The sequence below is a fragment of the Citrobacter sp. CF971 genome, from assembly GCF_006385635.1.
GTDB lineage: Bacteria > Pseudomonadota > Gammaproteobacteria > Enterobacterales > Enterobacteriaceae > Citrobacter > Citrobacter freundii.
The window spans coordinates 2,548,215-2,565,239 of record NZ_CP041051.1; the positions used below are offsets into that span (position 1 = coordinate 2,548,215).

Annotated in this window: 12 protein-coding genes; 4 read left to right on the forward strand and 8 right to left on the reverse strand. The window is 52.9% G+C overall.

Going from position 1 to position 17,025, the window contains the following annotated elements:
- Positions 1-16: 16 nt before the first annotated feature.
- The 3 genes from aldA to hrpA all read right to left on the reverse strand — a co-directional run bounded on the left by aldA (position 17) and on the right by hrpA (position 6,437).
- Positions 17-1,456 (reverse strand): aldehyde dehydrogenase, encoded by a 1,440-nt coding sequence (gene aldA, locus E6P06_RS15740; RefSeq protein WP_032949368.1) that lies wholly within the window; start codon positions 1,454-1,456, stop codon positions 17-19.
- Between the two features lie 200 nt (positions 1,457-1,656).
- Complete coding sequence (locus tag E6P06_RS15745; RefSeq protein WP_171820670.1) at positions 1,657-2,454, reverse strand: YdcF family protein; 798 nt, start codon at positions 2,452-2,454, stop codon at positions 1,657-1,659.
- An 80-nt stretch (positions 2,455-2,534) separates the two neighbouring features.
- Positions 2,535-6,437 carry an ATP-dependent RNA helicase HrpA gene (gene hrpA / locus E6P06_RS15750; protein WP_139935442.1) on the reverse strand — a complete coding sequence of 1,301 codons (3,903 nt, stop codon included), beginning with the start codon at positions 6,435-6,437 and terminating at the stop codon, positions 2,535-2,537.
- A gap of 201 nt (positions 6,438-6,638) precedes the next feature.
- Here hrpA and azoR point away from each other — a divergent pair, with 201 nt between their 5' ends.
- Positions 6,639-7,244 carry an FMN-dependent NADH-azoreductase gene (gene azoR / locus E6P06_RS15755; RefSeq protein WP_003843763.1) on the forward strand — a complete coding sequence of 202 codons (606 nt, stop codon included), beginning with the start codon at positions 6,639-6,641 and terminating at the stop codon, positions 7,242-7,244.
- 43 nt (positions 7,245-7,287) lie between these two features.
- Here azoR and E6P06_RS15760 read toward each other — a convergent pair whose 3' ends face one another.
- The 4 genes from E6P06_RS15760 to E6P06_RS15775 all read right to left on the reverse strand — a co-directional run bounded on the left by E6P06_RS15760 (position 7,288) and on the right by E6P06_RS15775 (position 10,763).
- Entirely contained in the window at positions 7,288-7,479 is a 192-nt protein-coding gene (locus tag E6P06_RS15760; protein WP_003020344.1) for a hypothetical protein, read from the reverse strand.
- A 122-nt stretch (positions 7,480-7,601) separates the two neighbouring features.
- On the reverse strand, positions 7,602-7,928 hold the full coding sequence (locus E6P06_RS15765) for a YdbL family protein (RefSeq protein WP_003843764.1): 327 nt from the start codon (positions 7,926-7,928) through the stop codon (positions 7,602-7,604).
- A gap of 7 nt (positions 7,929-7,935) precedes the next feature.
- On the reverse strand, positions 7,936-8,127 hold the full coding sequence (locus E6P06_RS15770) for a YnbE family lipoprotein (RefSeq protein ID WP_003020350.1): 192 nt from the start codon (positions 8,125-8,127) through the stop codon (positions 7,936-7,938).
- Positions 8,124-10,763, reverse strand: a complete 2,640-nt coding sequence (locus tag E6P06_RS15775; protein ID WP_003840832.1) for a YdbH family protein — start codon at positions 10,761-10,763, stop codon at positions 8,124-8,126. The genes E6P06_RS15770 and E6P06_RS15775 overlap by 4 nt, the downstream gene beginning before the upstream one ends.
- A gap of 615 nt (positions 10,764-11,378) precedes the next feature.
- Between E6P06_RS15775 and E6P06_RS15785 the strand changes: the two genes are divergently transcribed.
- Both E6P06_RS15785 and hslJ read left to right on the forward strand, forming a co-directional pair.
- Positions 11,379-12,368: a 2-hydroxyacid dehydrogenase gene (locus tag E6P06_RS15785; protein ID WP_003020354.1), complete on the forward strand. Its 990-nt coding sequence runs from the start codon at positions 11,379-11,381 to the stop codon at positions 12,366-12,368.
- Between the two features lie 112 nt (positions 12,369-12,480).
- Positions 12,481-12,900 (forward strand): heat shock protein HslJ, encoded by a 420-nt coding sequence (gene hslJ / locus E6P06_RS15790; protein ID WP_003840829.1) that lies wholly within the window; start codon positions 12,481-12,483, stop codon positions 12,898-12,900.
- A gap of 13 nt (positions 12,901-12,913) precedes the next feature.
- Here the strand turns inward: hslJ and E6P06_RS15795 are convergent, their stop codons facing one another.
- Complete coding sequence (locus tag E6P06_RS15795; protein ID WP_003020360.1) at positions 12,914-13,180, reverse strand: DUF333 domain-containing protein; 267 nt, start codon at positions 13,178-13,180, stop codon at positions 12,914-12,916.
- Between the two features lie 274 nt (positions 13,181-13,454).
- Between E6P06_RS15795 and nifJ the strand changes: the two genes are divergently transcribed.
- Positions 13,455-16,979, forward strand: coding sequence for a pyruvate:ferredoxin (flavodoxin) oxidoreductase (gene nifJ / locus E6P06_RS15800; protein ID WP_139935443.1), 3,525 nt, complete (start codon positions 13,455-13,457; stop codon positions 16,977-16,979).
- Positions 16,980-17,025 lie beyond the last annotated feature (46 nt).

The following is a 17,025-nucleotide window of genomic DNA, read 5'->3' on the forward strand; positions in this document are numbered from 1 at the left end:
TCACCCGGCGAAAAACTTAGGACTGCAGATACACCACTTGCGTTTGCAGGTATTCGTTCAGGCCATGTTTACCATCAGCCCCGCCAATCCCGGACTTACGCCAGCCAGCGTGGAAGCCCTGCATCGCCTCGAAGTTTTCACGATTAATATAGGTTTCGCCAAACTTCAGCCCCTTAATCGCCTTCATTGCCGTATTCAGATTCTGCGTATAGATCGATGAGGTCAGACCGTAGTCGCTGTCATTGGCCATTGTCAACGCCTGTTCCAGCGTATCAAACGCCACCACCGGCAGCACCGGACCAAACGTCTCCTCGTGCATAATCGCCATCTCCTGGCGCACGTCTAACAGTAACGTCGGCGGGTAGTAATAACCTTTGCCGATAACAGCCTTACCGCCCAGCACCACTCTGGCCCCTTCCTGCACCGCTCGTGCGACTTTCTGCTCCACACGATCCAGCGCAGCGGCGTTAATCAGCGGCCCCATCGCAATGTCATTGCGTTCGGCCGGATTGCCAAACTGCACGGCTTTCATCGCCTCACCCAAACGATTAACGAACTGGTCATAGATACCTTTCTGAACGTATACGCGCTCAGCACAGTTGCATACCTGTCCGGTATTGATCACCCGCGAGTCAACAATGGCCTTCACCGCCAGCTCAAGATCAGCATCGTTCATCACGATAGCCGGAGCTTTACCACCCAACTCCAGACAAACTTTAGTGATGTTTTTGGCCGCTGCGGCCATAATTTTCTCGCCCGCGCCGACGCTGCCGGTCATACTCACCATCGCCACCTTGGGGTTTCCGGCCAGCTCCTGACCGACCGTTTCACCGCGTCCCAGCACCAGATTAAAGACCCCGCGCGGTAAACCAATGTCATCAACAATTTTGGCAAAGGCGATGGCGTTATTCGGTGTGAATTCACTCGGCTTAATGACTATGGTATTCCCCGTCAGCAAGGCGGGAGCCAGTTTGCGGGCAATCAGGAAAAACGGGAAGTTCCACGGCAGAATGCCCGTCGTCACGCCCAGTGCACGCTTAAACAGCAGGATATTCTCACCCGGGCGATCGCTTTGCAGGATCTCACCTTCATAGCGACGCGCCCACTCCGCCATGTAATCGATATAGTCGGCGGTAAACGCGACCTCAACGTCAGCCAGTTGTCGAATTTTTCCACCTTCCGCCACAATCAACGCGCTGATTTCATCGGCTCGCTGGCGGATACCCGCAGAAATTTTGCGTAACCAGTTTGCCCGTTCAATGGCAGGCAACGCTTCCCATTGCGGCTGAGCGCGATCCGCGGCATCGATCGCTTTACGTGCGTCTTCGGCACGCCCATCGGGAATACGCGAGATAATCTCTTCCGTGGCCGGATTGACGACATCAATCCAGGCGTCATCGTGCCAGGTCACAAACTGCCCATCGATATACATAGGATGTTGTACGGGTACTGACATGCGGCTCTCCTGTGATTGATTTGTTTTCAACAAGTAAAACTATTGTTAATTAATATCAATCATGCATGGCGCATTATCGCTGGAGTGGCGGTTCTGTGAACTGCTTCATAAAAGCGCCTGGCAAAGTGATTATGAAGAGAAAAAAACGGGTGGGCTTTCTGCCCGTTTGCCGTAAAACGACGACAAACGGGCAGAAAGGATTACAGAGAACGGCTCTCAAGTAAGTCGGTCAGCGCGGTATCATTTTTTAGCTGCTGCCAGGCTTGCTCAACGTCCTGAGGAATATCAACATGGGCGATAAAATCGCGGCCGCAAGGCCCGTAGCCGGTTGCATCATCACGCAGGCGCGGAAGCTCACCGGTAATGAGAGACAGGTAACGATCCACCGACCACAGACCTTCGGCGGTCGGGGCAAAATCCACGCCGTCGCCCTGCTCAATCAACTCGGGGACAAAACCGGGGAAACTGATCCAGCGTGGGGCCTGAGGGTCGTCACGCGTGACGCGTTCAAATGTCGCCATGGTGCGGCGCTGCATGGTAGGGTCTTGCACCACAATGACGGTCCCCATGGTTTGGGTCGCCTGACGCAGTAACGCACAGCTAAACCGGGCGTTCTCCCCACAGTTGGTGGACTGATCCTCTACCCAAATCTTCTCACCAGGAATGTGCCAGAACTGGTGCGCGATATCGGCAAGGATCGCCGCTTCCGCGCGACCAGTGGTACGAATCGTGTGGTAGCGTGGATGCTCTGCGATGGCGGCATACAGAAAGGTCGTTGAGTGACCGATACCGCCGCTAATCAGCAAGGGAACCTGTTGCTCTTTCGCTATCCGACAGGCTGCATCGATGGTCGGGATCACTGCGTTCCCGGCCAGAATCACGCAATCTGTCTGCACCGTAATATTTTCAGCGAAATCATTTTGCGCCAGCCATTGCCCCACGGTGTTAATCGCCGCAAGGGTGCTAGCGGAAAGTGGCGGAAACTGTCTCATGTTCATGACTCCTGGAATTTATGCTTTACCGGATACAGATGCCGGATGGCGACTACGCCTTATCCGGCCTACGGTCCAGCACTGCGTTAACCCGTAATCTGATCCATTGCCTGCAGGATACGCTTATCCGAAATCGGATACGGCGTGCCAAGCTGCTGGGCAAAGTAGCTGACGCGCAGCTCTTCTATCATCCAGCGGATCTCTTTGACATCGTCATCTTCGCGGCGCGCGGGCGGCAGTTTATTGAACCACTGCTGCCAGGACTGCTGCACGCTGTCCACTTTCAGCATCTGCGCGCGATCGCGGTGTGGATCGATGGCCAGTTTCTCCAGCCGTTTTTCAATCGCCTGCAAATAACGCAGCGTATCGCCCAGACGTTTGAAACCGTTGCCGGTGACGAATCCACGGTAGACCAGCCCGCCCATTTGCGCTTTGATATCCGAAAGCCCCAGCGCCATGGTCATATCCACGCGACCTTTCAGGCGTTTGTTGATATTAAACACCGCCGTCAGGATCTGTTCGACCTGTTTGGCAATCTCCACCACCGTATCGTTCAGTTCGGCGCGCACTTTTTCATGCAACGCCGCAAAGCCTTCTTCGGTCCACACCGGACCACCGTTGGCGTCAATTAACTGATCCACACCGCAGGAGATACAGTCGTCTATCAAATCCAGAACTTTACCGTACGGGTTAAAGTACAGTCCCAGTTTGGCTTTATTGGGCAGCTTCTCGTGCAAATATTTGATTGGCGAAGGAATATTCAGCAGCAATAGGCGGCGTAAACCGCACCACATCGCCTGCTGTTGTTCCAGCGGATTATCAAACAGTTTGATGGCAACGCTGTCACGCTCATCGACCAGCGCCGGCCACGCTTTCACCTTATAGTTACCGCGTTTTTGTTCGTAACTTTCCGGAAGCCGGCCGAAGCTCCAGATGTGCAATCCACTCTGTTCGATACCGTCATCGGCCACCGCAGACAATGTTTCCTGAACTTTGCCCTTCAGCGCATCTTTCAAATCCTGTAGCGAACGCCCTTCCTGCAGCTTCTTGTTCTTATCATCCACCACCCGGAAGGTGATTTTTAGGTGATCGGGCACCTGATCCCAGTGCCAGTCTTCACGGTCAACGGTGACGCCGGTCATGCGGCGCAGTTCACGCTCCAGCGAGTCCAGCAGCGGCAGTTCCAGCGGCGTCACTCGGCCTAAAAACGCTTCCGCATAGTTCGGTGCGGGTACAAAGTTGCGTCGGACCGGTTTCGGCAGCGACTTAATCAGGGCGATCACCAGTTCACGGCGCAGCCCCGGAATTTGCCATTCAAAACCGCTCTCGTCGATCTGGTTGAGCAGCGGGAGTGGAATATGTACGGTCACACCGTCCGCATCGGCTCCGGGTTCGAACTGGTAGCTCAGGCGCAGCTTAAGGTTACCCTGATGCCAGAAGTTCGGATAATCCAGCTTACTGATTTTCTCCGCGCCCTCTTTGATGAGCATGCTCTTTTCAAAGTTGAGCAGATCCGGTGTTTCACGGCTGACCTTTTTCCACCAGCTATCAAAGTGACGAGCAGAAACCACCTCATGGCTGATACGTTGGTCGTAGAACTCAAACATCGTTTCGTCATCGACGAGAATGTCGCGGCGGCGTGATTTGTGCTCTAACTCTTCCACCTCCGCTCGTAGTTTCAGGTTATCGCGGAAAAACGCATGGCGCGTTTGCCAGTCACCTTCCACCAGCGCATGACGAATGAACAGTTCACGCGATAACGCAGGATCGATCTGACTGTAATTCACCTTACGGGCCGCAACAATCGGTAAGCCGTAGACAGTGACTTTTTCTGTCGCCATCACAGCACCCTGCGCGCGTTCCCAGTGCGGCTCACTGTATGAACGTTTGATCAGATGCTGGGCTACCGGCTCCACCCATTCAGGATCGATACGCGCGGCAATGCGTCCCCACAAGCGGCTGGTTTCCACCAACTCCGCTACCATCGTCCACTTCGGCGGTTTTTTGAATAAACCTGACCCCGGGAAGATCGAGAAGCGAGCGTTACGCGCCCCGGTAAACTCCTGTTTATCGGTATCTTTCATCCCGATATGAGACAGTAAACCGGTCAGCAACGCGACGTGGATCTCCCGATATTCAGCAGGTTCGCTGTTAACCGGAATACCCAACTCTTTCACCACCTGGCGCAGTTGTGTGTAGATATCCTGCCACTCTCGCACGCGCAGATAGTTCAGAAAGTCGACTTTGCACTGGCGACGAAACTGGTTTGACGACAACGCTTTTTGCTGCTCGCCGAGATAGTTCCACAGGTTCACAAACGCGAGGAAATCAGACTCTTTGTCGTGGAAACGGCGGTGCTTCTCGTCGGAAGCCTGCTGCTTGTCCATTGGACGCTCGCGCGGATCCTGAATGGACAGCGCCGAGGTAATGATCATCGCCTCACGTACGCAGCCATGTTTTTGCGCTTCCAGCACCATGCGCGCCAGACGCGGATCCACCGGCAGTTGCGACAGCTGACGGCCCAACGGCGTTAACTTGTAAGCTGTTGCCTGTTCGTCGGTGGTTATCGCCCCCAGCTCTTCGAGCAGGCGTACACCGTCCTGAATATTGCGCTTATCCGGCGCTTCAACAAACGGGAACGCCGCGATATCGCCCAGCCCCAACGCGGTCATCTGCAAAATAACGGATGCCAGGTTGGTACGCAGGATCTCCGGGTCGGTAAACTCCGGACGCGACAGGAAATCGTCTTCGGAATACAGACGAATACAGATCCCTTCCGAAACACGACCACAGCGGCCTTTACGCTGGTTGGCAGAAGCCTGCGACACCGGTTCAATCGGCAAGCGCTGAACTTTGGTGCGGTAACTGTAGCGACTGATACGCGCGGTGCCTGGATCAATGACGTATTTGATTCCCGGAACGGTCAGCGACGTTTCTGCCACGTTGGTCGCCAGCACGATACGGCGACCACTGTGCGACTGGAATACACGGTTCTGCTCACTGTTTGAAAGACGCGCATACAGCGGCAACACTTCGGTATGGCGTAAATCCAGCTTATTCAGGGCATCGGCGGTATCACGGATTTCGCGTTCGCCGCTCATGAAGATCAGAATGTCGCCCTGACTTTCACGGCCTAACTCATCTACGGCATCAAAAATCGCCTGAAGTTGGTCACGCTCGGTGTCATCTGCATCTTCAACAATCGGGCGATAGCGCACTTCCACCGGATACGTTCGGCCGGAGACTTCGATAATCGGCGCGTTATTGAAATGCTTTGAAAAACGTTCAGGATCGATGGTCGCCGAAGTGATGATAATTTTTAGATCCGGGCGACGCGGCAGAAGTTCTTTCAGATAGCCGAGCAGAAAGTCGATATTCAGACTGCGTTCATGCGCTTCATCGATGATGATGGTGTCGTACTGCATCAGCAGTCGATCCTGCTGGATTTCCGCCAGCAGGATACCGTCCGTCATCAGCTTGACCATGGTGTTATCACTGACATGATCGCTGAAACGAACTTTATAACCAATACAGCCGCCCGGCTCGGTCTGCAGCTCTTCCGCAATACGGTTCGCCACGGTGCGCGCCGCCAGACGACGCGGTTGGGTATGGCCGATCAGCCCTTTTACCCCCCGCCCCAGTTCCATACAGATTTTGGGTAACTGGGTGGTTTTCCCCGAGCCGGTCTCGCCAGCAACAATCACCACCTGATGATCGCGAATTGCGTCCAGAATATCCTGTTTTTTCTGGCTGACGGGCAGGTTTTTCGGATAGCTGATTTCCGGACGCGCCGCTTCACGCAGCACAACTTTACCGGCTGCCTGCTCAATCTCTTTCGCCATCTCCTGGTAAATGGCCTGTTGTGCATCAGGATTTTTAACCTTCTTCACGCCGTGCAGGCGGCGGGCAAAACGCTGTCTGTCACGCAGCATCAATGAATCCAGCTGTTGCTGCAACATGTTGAAGGTTAATTTTTGTTGTTCTGTCATAGCGTTAAAAGGCAGTGCTCTGCCGGGTTAAATCTCTTTTAGATGATAGGTATAGAGTACCACATCGGCGCTTTTCATGTGTTGTTCAATAATTTCGAACATAGGATTCGATATATTGCGCTATCACTGCGACAGGATTGTGAATAAAGTGTCAACAAGCAACGGGGCTCTCCCCCTTCAAACACATAAAAGGAAACACCCATGAGCAAGGTATTAGTTCTTAAATCCAGTATTCTGGCAGGGTACTCTCAGTCTGGTCAGTTGTCTGATTATTTTGTTGAACAGTGGCGTGAAAAGCACTCTGCTGATGAAATCACTGTCCGTGACCTGGCTGCAAACCCTGTACCGGTACTGGATGGCGAACTGGTGGGTGCGATGCGCCCGAGCGATGCACCGCTGACGCCGCGTCAGCAGGAAGCGCTGGCGCTGTCCGATGAGCTGATTGCTGAGCTGAAAGCGCATGATGTGATTGTTATCGCCGCGCCGATGTACAACTTCAACATCCCTACGCAGTTGAAAAACTACTTTGACCTGATTGCCCGCGCTGGTGTGACTTTCCGTTATACCGAGAAAGGCCCGGAAGGTCTGGTGACGGGTAAACGCGCTGTGGTGCTGACCAGCCGTGGTGGTATCCATAAAGATACACCAACCGACCTGATCACGCCGTACCTGAACGTATTCCTGGGCTTTATCGGCATCACCGACGTGAATGTCGTCTTTGCTGAAGGTATTGCTTACGGCCCGGAAGTGGCGTCTAAAGCACAATCCGACGCGAAAGCCGCTATCGACAGCGTAGTTGCTGCCTGATAATTCCCCCTCTCACCGTCCGGTGAGAGGGTTTCTCCGGCACTTACTTCTTTACCTGTACCCGTATCTGTTTGCCGTGAATGCGATTAATATCACGCCAGATGGTTGCATAATCCCTGCATTTCGCCAGATTCTCTTCCCAGCAATGAAGCAAAAATTGTTCAGGCTCCGCGACATCCCGGCTTAACAGTTTGAATACCCAACGATTCCAGACATACCACTTGAGAAGCCACATGATTTCACCCCACAACGCGACCGGTGTTGGACTATATCAGCATCCATTTTATGCCGTGTGGCAACTATTGCGATGTCGATGAATAAGTCAGCGTCGTGACCAGGGGTTGTGTACAAAGAGATTTATTCTTTCCGCAACCACTTACCATTTATACCCTGAACGTACTCACCCGGTTTAGCGCGAGCAACCAGCTTTTGCCCGGCCATTTTTGCTACTTCATCTGGCGGAATATTATTGCTCTCTGCCACTTGCTGATAGCTGGCGTTGCGCGCTTTATTAATCTCACTCACCAGTGCCTGCGTTTCGGCATCGGTTTGCAATGCAACCAGATAGCCATTGAGCGTTTCTCCTACTCGACCCTGAGTTCTGGCTTCATTCAGGGTCAATGCCCACGCATTGCTACTGAGTAAACTCAGAACGACCAGCGCCACTGCAAACTGTTTTCTCATCATGACCTCAGAACAAATCGCTGCGCGATTTCAATAAGCTTTCGACGTCTTTATCAACTTTGATATGGATCTCATGCTCGATTTTGACGTTCATATTAATAGTGATGGGCTCTTTTGGCGCAGCCACTTCGATTCTGGGAGTGCACCCTACCAGCAGAGATGAAGCCAGCAGACCCAGCATGGCAGCTATCGTTTTCATTGTTGTTCCTCACATTCTTTGCCTTCCGGGCAATGGGTTTCCGGCAGCGCTGCATTTTGTTCAAGCCATGCCTGTAAATTGTCGCCAAAACGCAAGCTGCGCCATAGCGTAAAGACGTTTTCCTCGTGGGTATAATTCAAATTAACTGTACCTACTTTGCCATCCACCCGACTATTGCCAGTCACGGTTGACTGCATGGTTAAGACACCGAGGTTATCCAGATTTATTTTCGTCCACGAATGGCTTATTTCCATATAACGCAGCCAGTTAATGGCCGCCCCCGCCGCCATGTTATCTTTGACGACCGCATCAGCGGTATCCTTATCAATACGCAACGTCATCGGCCCTGGATTAGTCAACCAGCCGTCTTTAATGATCCATTTTTCATTATCCAGCCATAATGGCAACGCGCCACTGACCGGGCCAGACATGGCGAACTGTTTGGGGTTAACCGCACTGATAAGCTCGCTGGAAGAGATATTCTGCACTCGCAATAAGGCCGGATCGTGCTGCGGCATCCGCAGTTGCTGCATGATGATTTTGCCCCCCAGCAGGTCAGCGCTGACATCGCTCAACAGTAACGGGTTGTTTTCACTCCAGGGGTATGCCCCCTGCAGATCGGCGGCGATATTTTTCACCGTCACCTGATTCACCACTTCCGCAATACGCAATGAAATAGGTCCACGCGTACCCAGTTGCCATGCACCTTCACTAAACCGGAAAGGCAATACAAAATCGACACCGTTGATTTGGTTATCGGGCATCCAGGCGCTACCGCCTTTTAACACTCCATGACCGCCCGCTTCAAAGCCCTGCTCCGGGGCTGCCGAAAACGCGACCTGCGCATACAGCTCACCTTCTCGTAGCTTCATTTTCCAGTCAGGTGGGATCAGCGGTTGGAATACGGTGAGCGATTGTTTTGGCCACCAGGCCTGTCCGCGCAGGCGGATACCGTCCCAACGACCATTCAACTGTACGGGCCCAATCGCCCCAGCGTGAAGCTGGCCTTTGAACTGGAAGATTGTCGGATCGCTACCATCGACGCTGAACTTCAGCGTCGATGGTGGTAACACGCTTCCCCCGGTGAAGGTGGTGTTCCCTGCGTCCAGCGACAGCGCGCCGCTAAATGTCGGTTTGGTTGCATCCCGCACCCAGACTATCGGTTCGTCCATCACCAGACGTGGGTTTTCCACCTTCATCGTGCCGTATTGCAGATGATCAAATCCGGTGGAAAGATCAAATAGCTTCAGGGTATTGTCATGCCATTCCCCCTTACCCGCTACGTCCCAACGGGCATGCATCGGCGTAAAGCTGCCTTCACCCCAATATCGCCACTGCCAACGACCAGCATCAGGAAGAAAATCATTTGCCAGGCCATCCAGATGCAGTTCAAAGCCCCCCATCTGGTTTTCATGCGCACGTAAAATAGCCTGCAGACGCCCATCCACACCGCGTTGCGTGACTTTTACCCCTGCCAGCGGCCAGCGAATCTCGTCAATATCCAGCGAATCAATCACCCGCCCACGTGAGCGCAGCAGCGCCCCTGGCTCGAAAGCCAATTGTGGATCGTTCAGACTTCCGGTGAGTCTCGCGGGTAATTTCGCGTAGAAGATCAGATCGCCCTGTTTCGCTTCACCGGTCAACTGTAGCGGCATCTCGCTACTATCCATGCCAAGCTTACCCGGCCCCAGCGTTAATACGGCATTTCCTTTACCGGCGTCGCCATGCGTCAGAACATTCAGACGCCCACTCACCACCGCGTTTTCCAGTCCTGCCTGCCAGTTTTCAACTTTCATGCCCAGCCGGCCACTTAACGGGAATCCCTGATAAGGCCAGTTCCAGCGTCCGTCGCTGATGGTCAGTTGCTGGCGTGTTATTTCCCACGGAAGGTCAAGCAGCGGATCGGCATTATCCCGCGCCATGACGATCAGTTGTCCGCTGTTTTGTTGCCACTCCAGTTCGGCGTCCACAAGCGTAGGTTCTTGCGGCAAACTTAACGTCGCAACCGCATGACCGCTTACCGGCAGTCCATCGGGCACCAGTGGCATAGTAAATTCACCGACCAGTCTTACCGGCGGCTGGCCTTCAAATGCCGCAACATCCAGCTCAGTTACTGTGAGGTTTTGCCCGTGCAAACGCCCCTGGAATTTAACTTTTTCCCCCTGGTAACGCAGCTGTTGAGTAGAGGGAGTAAGCGAGAGTGACAGTTTTCCCTGCCATTCCTGCCATGGAGAGAGAATAAGTTTGTCGATGTTAATCCAGGTATTAGGCAGCATTGACTGCCATTCAGCCAGCGTTTTGGGCGCTACTGGCGACGGCTCTGTCTGTGGCAATTTGGCCAGGCAAGCTGAGTCCAGCTCGATGGTCCCGACATTCAGCAACCAGCGGCTGGGGTGAGACAGATCCGCCTGAGTAATACGCGCTAGCGGACAATCTTCAACCAGATAGCGGAGTTCAGGTATATGTAACCCATGCCGTGTCAGCCGCGGGCTCTCGTCCAGCGCGATGCGTGTTCCAACGGGTAACCAGATACCCACCAACGTAGGCACCCACAGGCCAAGCGTCATCACTAGCGTCAGCGGCACGAGAATCAATAATAAGAGGAGTGCCAGAACGGCTTTATATTTACCCTTCATGGGTAGTTAATATCCTGATTTAGCAAAAATTTAAGCCGGTTTAGGCCCGTATTGTGGCATGTTTAACTGGATATGCCCACATTAAGGATAGATAACCGTTTTATAGGCACGCTGTTACACGTGCCGTCGGGGATATTAAGATTCAGACTCAATGGGGCCTCAGTTGTCCATCGCTATGTTTAGGTCCTATACGACCTGCTTCTATCAGAATTTCTTCAATGAGTTCTTCGAGGCACTCCCTACCATGATGATCGCAGACCAGATGTACCTGCCGGGAAATCTCATCAGGTTTCATACCATCGCATAATGCCGCCTTCAGCATTAAGGTGGCCCATCGTTTTGCTTCAGAGTGAGTTAACATGACTCCTCCCGATATTTGCTACCTGTATAAGCGTAGCTGTCAGGATGTGATTCGGCTGGCTTTTTAACCACGTTGTCTTTACCGGCATGAGCTGAATGAAAATTATCCAGTTGTTGAAAACGCGTAATCTGCCCACACTAACCAGATATACGTTGGAATTATTCATTACGTCCATGACTATCAATAACTTTTTATATTTTGTAAAATAATTTGAATTGGATTAATGTGACGTCAAAATCACTGGAGAAAGTCTTATGAAACTCGCCATCTATAGTACAAAACAGTACGACAAGAAGTATCTGCAGCAGGTTAACGAGGCTTTTGGTTTTGAACTTGAATTCTTTGACTTTCTGTTGACGGAAAAAACAGCCAAAACCGCCCATGGCTGCGAAGCCGTGTGCATTTTCGTCAACGACGATGGTAGCCGCCCTGTTCTGGAAGAGCTGAAAAAGCATGGCGTGAAATATATCGCGCTACGTTGTGCCGGGTTCAACAACGTCGATCTCGACGCTGCAAAAGAGCTGGGTATGCAGGTCGTACGTGTGCCAGCCTATTCACCGGAAGCCGTCGCTGAGCATGCGATTGGCATGATGATGACGCTGAATCGCCGCATTCACCGCGCTTATCAGCGTACCCGTGATGCCAACTTCTCTCTTGAAGGGCTGACCGGCTTTACCATGTATGGCAAAACGGCTGGGGTGATCGGTACCGGTAAAATCGGTATTGCGGCCCTGCGGATCCTGAAAGGTTTTGGTATGCGCCTGCTGGCGTTTGATCCCTACCCAAGCGCTGCTGCGCTGGAGTTAGGTGTTGAATATGTCGATCTTAAAACGCTATTTGCCGAGTCCGATGTCATCTCTCTGCACTGCCCGTTAACACCGGAGAATTATCATCTGCTCAATCACGAAGCCTTTGAGCAAATGAAAAACGGCGTGATGGTGATTAACACCAGCCGCGGGGCGTTGATCGATTCGCAAGCCGCTATCGATGCGCTGAAAAACCAGAAAATTGGTTCTCTGGGTATGGACGTGTATGAAAACGAACGCGATTTGTTCTTTGAAGATAAATCCAATGACGTGATTCAGGATGATGTGTTCCGTCGCCTGTCGGCCTGTCATAACGTGCTGTTTACCGGGCATCAGGCGTTCCTGACCGCCGAAGCGTTAACCAGCATTTCTGAGACTACGCTACAGAATCTGGCACAAATCTCCAAAGGCGAAACCTGTCCAAACGCCCTCTTCTGATTTCCGTGCTCCCCTGGATTCAGGGGAGCATTTTCAGACAATCACCGATGATAAAACACTCAGTATCATTATTATATTGAATGTATTCCCGTCACAAACCCAGAGAAATAGAATGAAGAAAGTTGTCACGTTGATTGCGCTCAGCATGCTGATGGCTGGCTGTGTGAGCAATGGAAAAGTGTCCGTCAATCGCGAACAGTTGCAGCATCACCGCTTCGTTTTGCAGAGCGTCAATGGCAAGCCGGTAACCGTCGCCAATAACCCACCTGAATTAAGTTTCGGTGAAAATATGACGGTGTCGGGAAAAATGTGTAATCAGTTCCATGGTCAGGGCAAGCTGTCCGACGGTGAATTAAAAGTGAAAGACATGGCAATGACGCGCATGATGTGCGCCGATCCACAGCTTAACGCGCTCGACGGCATCGTCAGCGAGATGTTTAAGCAAGGCGCACAAGTTGATCTGACTGCTGACCAGTTAACACTGGCTACGGCAGAACAAACGTTGACGTTTAAACTGGCAGATTTAATGTAGTAAAAGCAGTGGCTCAATAATTCCCACAGCTTCCGGCGGCAAGCGACTGCTCACTACAGCGTTTGCCGTTAGGTAATGCACACATGCCGATGGCAGAACCATCCAGTTGGCGTGCCACGGAGAGCGAACCTCCAATCATGGCGCAATTTGCCTCTCCAGAACTGGACATTGCGGCCTTCATCCCCGGTGCGACATGAGCGGCTGTTGCCTGCTGAACAGGTTCACTGCTGCACGCCGATAATAATAACGCGGCACACCCTACCCAAAACGCTGCGCGCATCTTACTCCCCTCTGAATATTAACCAAACGACACAGCCATAAATAATAGGCAGCGGAAACACTGCCGTCGAGAGGCAAAATGCGCATTTATGCGTGCTGTTTACATTTTCTGGCAATTTTTTGGCTACTCCTTTGATCAAACCATTCATTCTGATTATTCCCAGGACACAAAAGCGAAAATCTGTCTTTAGCGCTTTTGCTAAAATAGAAAGATAACTACAGGATCCGCCGCGGTTACGCGGGTCCCTCTTTTTGCGCAATGTAAGGGTGTCAGTATGATCACAATTGACGGTAATGGTGCGGTTGCTTCAGTCGCATTTCGTACCAGCGAAGTTATCGCCATCTACCCGATTACGCCCAGTTCGACAATGGCTGAACAGGCAGATGCCTGGGCCGGAAACGGGCTTAAAAACGTCTGGGGAGATACCCCTCGCGTCGTAGAAATGCAGTCAGAAGGCGGCGCAATCGCGACCGTTCACGGTGCATTGCAGACCGGTGCGCTCTCTACGTCGTTTACCTCATCGCAGGGCCTGTTGCTGATGATCCCAACGCTGTACAAACTGGCCGGTCAGTTGACGCCATTTGTGCTGCACGTTGCCGCGCGTACCATTGCTACTCATGCGCTGTCTATCTTCGGTGACCATTCCGACGTAATGGCAGTGCGCCAGACAGGGTGCGCGATGCTGTGTGCCAGCAGCGTGCAGGAAGCACAGGACTTTGCGCTCATTTCACAAATGGCCACTCTGAAAAGTCGGGTTCCGTTTATTCATTTCTTTGATGGTTTCCGCACATCGCATGAAATCAATAAAATTGTGCCGCTGGCCGATGACACGATCCTCAGCCTGATGCCGCAAGCTGAAATTGATGCGCATCGTGCCCGCGCGCTGAACCCTGAACATCCCGTTATTCGCGGGACATCTGCGAACCCGGATACCTACTTCCAGTCGCGTGAAGCGACAAACCCCTGGTACAACGCGGTTTACGAAAACGTCGAACAGGCGATGAACGACTTCGCCGCGGCGACGGGCCGCCAGTATCAACCCTTTGAGTATTACGGTCATCCACAGGCGGAACGTGTCATTATCTTGATGGGTTCTGCAATTGGTACCTGCGAAGAAGTCGTCGAAGAGTTACTTGCTCGTGGAGAGAAAGTTGGCGTCCTGAAAGTTCGGCTGTTCCGCCCATTCTCTGCCAAACATTTACTGCGCGCCCTGCCGGAAACCGTACGCAGCATCGCCGTTCTGGATCGCACTAAAGAGCCGGGTGCTCAGGCAGAACCGCTGTATCTGGATGTAATGACCGCGCTGGCGGAAGCCTTTAACTGCGGCGAGCGGGAAACCCTACCGCGCGTAATTGGCGGGCGTTATGGCCTTTCTTCCAAAGAGTTTGGCCCGGACTGCGTCATGGCGGTCTTTACTGAGCTGAGTAGCGCGAAGCCGAAACCTCGCTTTACGGTTGGTATCTATGATGATGTCACCAACCTGTCACTACCGCTACCGGAAAGCACCCTGCCCGGTACCGCGAAGCTCGAAGCGCTGTTCTACGGTCTGGGCAGTGACGGCAGCGTGTCGGCCACCAAAAATAATATCAAGATTATCGGTAACTCGACGCCGTGGTATGCGCAGGGTTATTTCGTGTATGACTCGAAAAAAGCAGGCGGTCTGACGGTTTCTCACCTGCGCGTCAGCGAGCAGCCTATTCGATCAGCGTATCTGGTTTCACAAGCCGATTTTGTTGGCTGTCACCAACTGCAATTTATCGATAAGTATCAGATGGCCGAGCGCCTGAAACCAGGCGGGATCTTCCTGCTTAATACTCCTTACAACGTGGATGAAGTCTGGGCGCGTTTGCCGCAGGAAGTTCAGGCAGTACTGAATCAGAAGAAGGCCCGTTTCTACGTGATTAATGCGGCCAAAATCGCTCGCGAATGCGGTCTGGCAGCGCGTATTAACACCGTTATGCAAATGGCATTCTTCCATTTGACGCAAATCTTACCCGGCGACAGCGCGTTGGTTGAATTGCAGGGTGCTATTGCGAAAAGCTATAGCAGTAAAGGTCAGGATCTGGTTGAACGTAACTGGCAGGCGCTGGCTCTGGCGCGTGAATCCGTCGCCGAAGTGGCACTCCAGCCAGTTGACCCGCACAGCGCTAACCGCCCACCGGTGGTTTCTGATGCCGCGCCGGATTTCGTGAAAACCGTTACCGCGGCAATGCTCGCCGGTCTGGGTGATGCTCTTCCCGTATCCGCGCTGCCGCCAGACGGCACCTGGCCAATGGGCACCACGCGTTGGGAAAAACGCAATATCGCCGAAGAGATCCCCATCTGGAAGGAAGAGCTGTGTACCCAGTGTAACCACTGCGTTGCCGCTTGCCCGCACTCGGCAATCCGCGCCAAAGTGGTTTCACCAGAAGCAATGGAAAACGCCCCTGCCAGCCTGCATTCTCTGGATGTGAAATCACGCGATATGCGCGGTCAGAAATATGTCCTGCAGGTTGCGCCTGAGGATTGCACCGGTTGTAATCTGTGCGTCGAAGTGTGTCCGGCGAAAGACAGGCAGAACCCGGAGATCAAGGCCATCAATATGATGTCGCGCCTTGAGCATGTTGAAGAAGAAAAAGTTAACTATGACTTCTTCCTCAATCTGCCGGAAATAGACCGCACTAAACTGGAACGCATTGATATTCGTACCTCACAGTTGATAACGCCGCTGTTTGAATATTCCGGCGCCTGCTCGGGCTGTGGTGAAACGCCGTATATCAAGCTGCTTACGCAACTGTACGGCGACCGCATGCTGATCGCCAATGCGACCGGCTGTTCATCGATTTATGGCGGTAACCTGCCCTCAACGCCGTATACCGCCGACGCTAACGGTCGTGGGCCCGCGTGGGCAAACTCACTGTTTGAGGATAACGCCGAGTTCGGTCTGGGCTTCCGTCTGACGGTAGATCAGCACCGTGTGCGCGTTATGCGTTTATTGGAACAGTTTGCCGATAACATTCCGGCTGAACTGAATGACGCCCTGCACGCTGAAGCGACGCCAGAAGTACGCCGTGAACAAGTTGCCGCGCTGCGCCAGCACCTGAAAGATGTCGAAGGCGCACAGCAGCTGTTAACCGATGCCGACGCGTTGGTCGAGAAATCCATCTGGCTGATTGGCGGCGACGGCTGGGCTTACGATATTGGTTTTGGCGGTCTGGATCACGTCCTGAGTCTGACCGAGAACGTCAATATTCTGGTGCTGGATACTCAATGTTACTCCAACACGGGTGGACAAGCGTCGAAAGCCACACCGCTCGGGGCTGTCACCAAATTTGGCGAACACGGCAAGCGCAAGGCGCGTAAAGATCTTGGCGTCAGTATGATGATGTACGGGCATGTTTATGTCGCGCAGATCTCTCTGGGCGCACAGTTGAACCAGACGGTGAAAGCGATTCAGGAAGCGGAAGCCTATCCTGGTCCGTCGCTGATTATCGCCTATAGCCCATGTGAGGAGCACGGTTACGATCTCGCGCTAAGCCACGATCAGATGCGCCAGCTGACGGCGACCGGATTCTGGCCGCTGTACCGCTTTGATCCGCGTCGTGCAGATGAAGGTAAATTGCCGCTGGCGCTGGACTCTCGCCCACCGTCAGACGCGCTGGCCGAAACATTGCTTAACGAGCAGCGCTTCCGCCGCCTGAATGCCCAACAGCCAGAAGTTGCTGAGCAACTGTGGAAAGACGCCGCCGCCGATCTGCAAAAACGCTACGACTTCCTGGCCCAACTGGCAGGTAAAGCAGAAAAGAGCGGTGCCGAGTAATACATTTATCTCAGTATTTGCCTGGAACCAAAAAAAAGCCCGAACA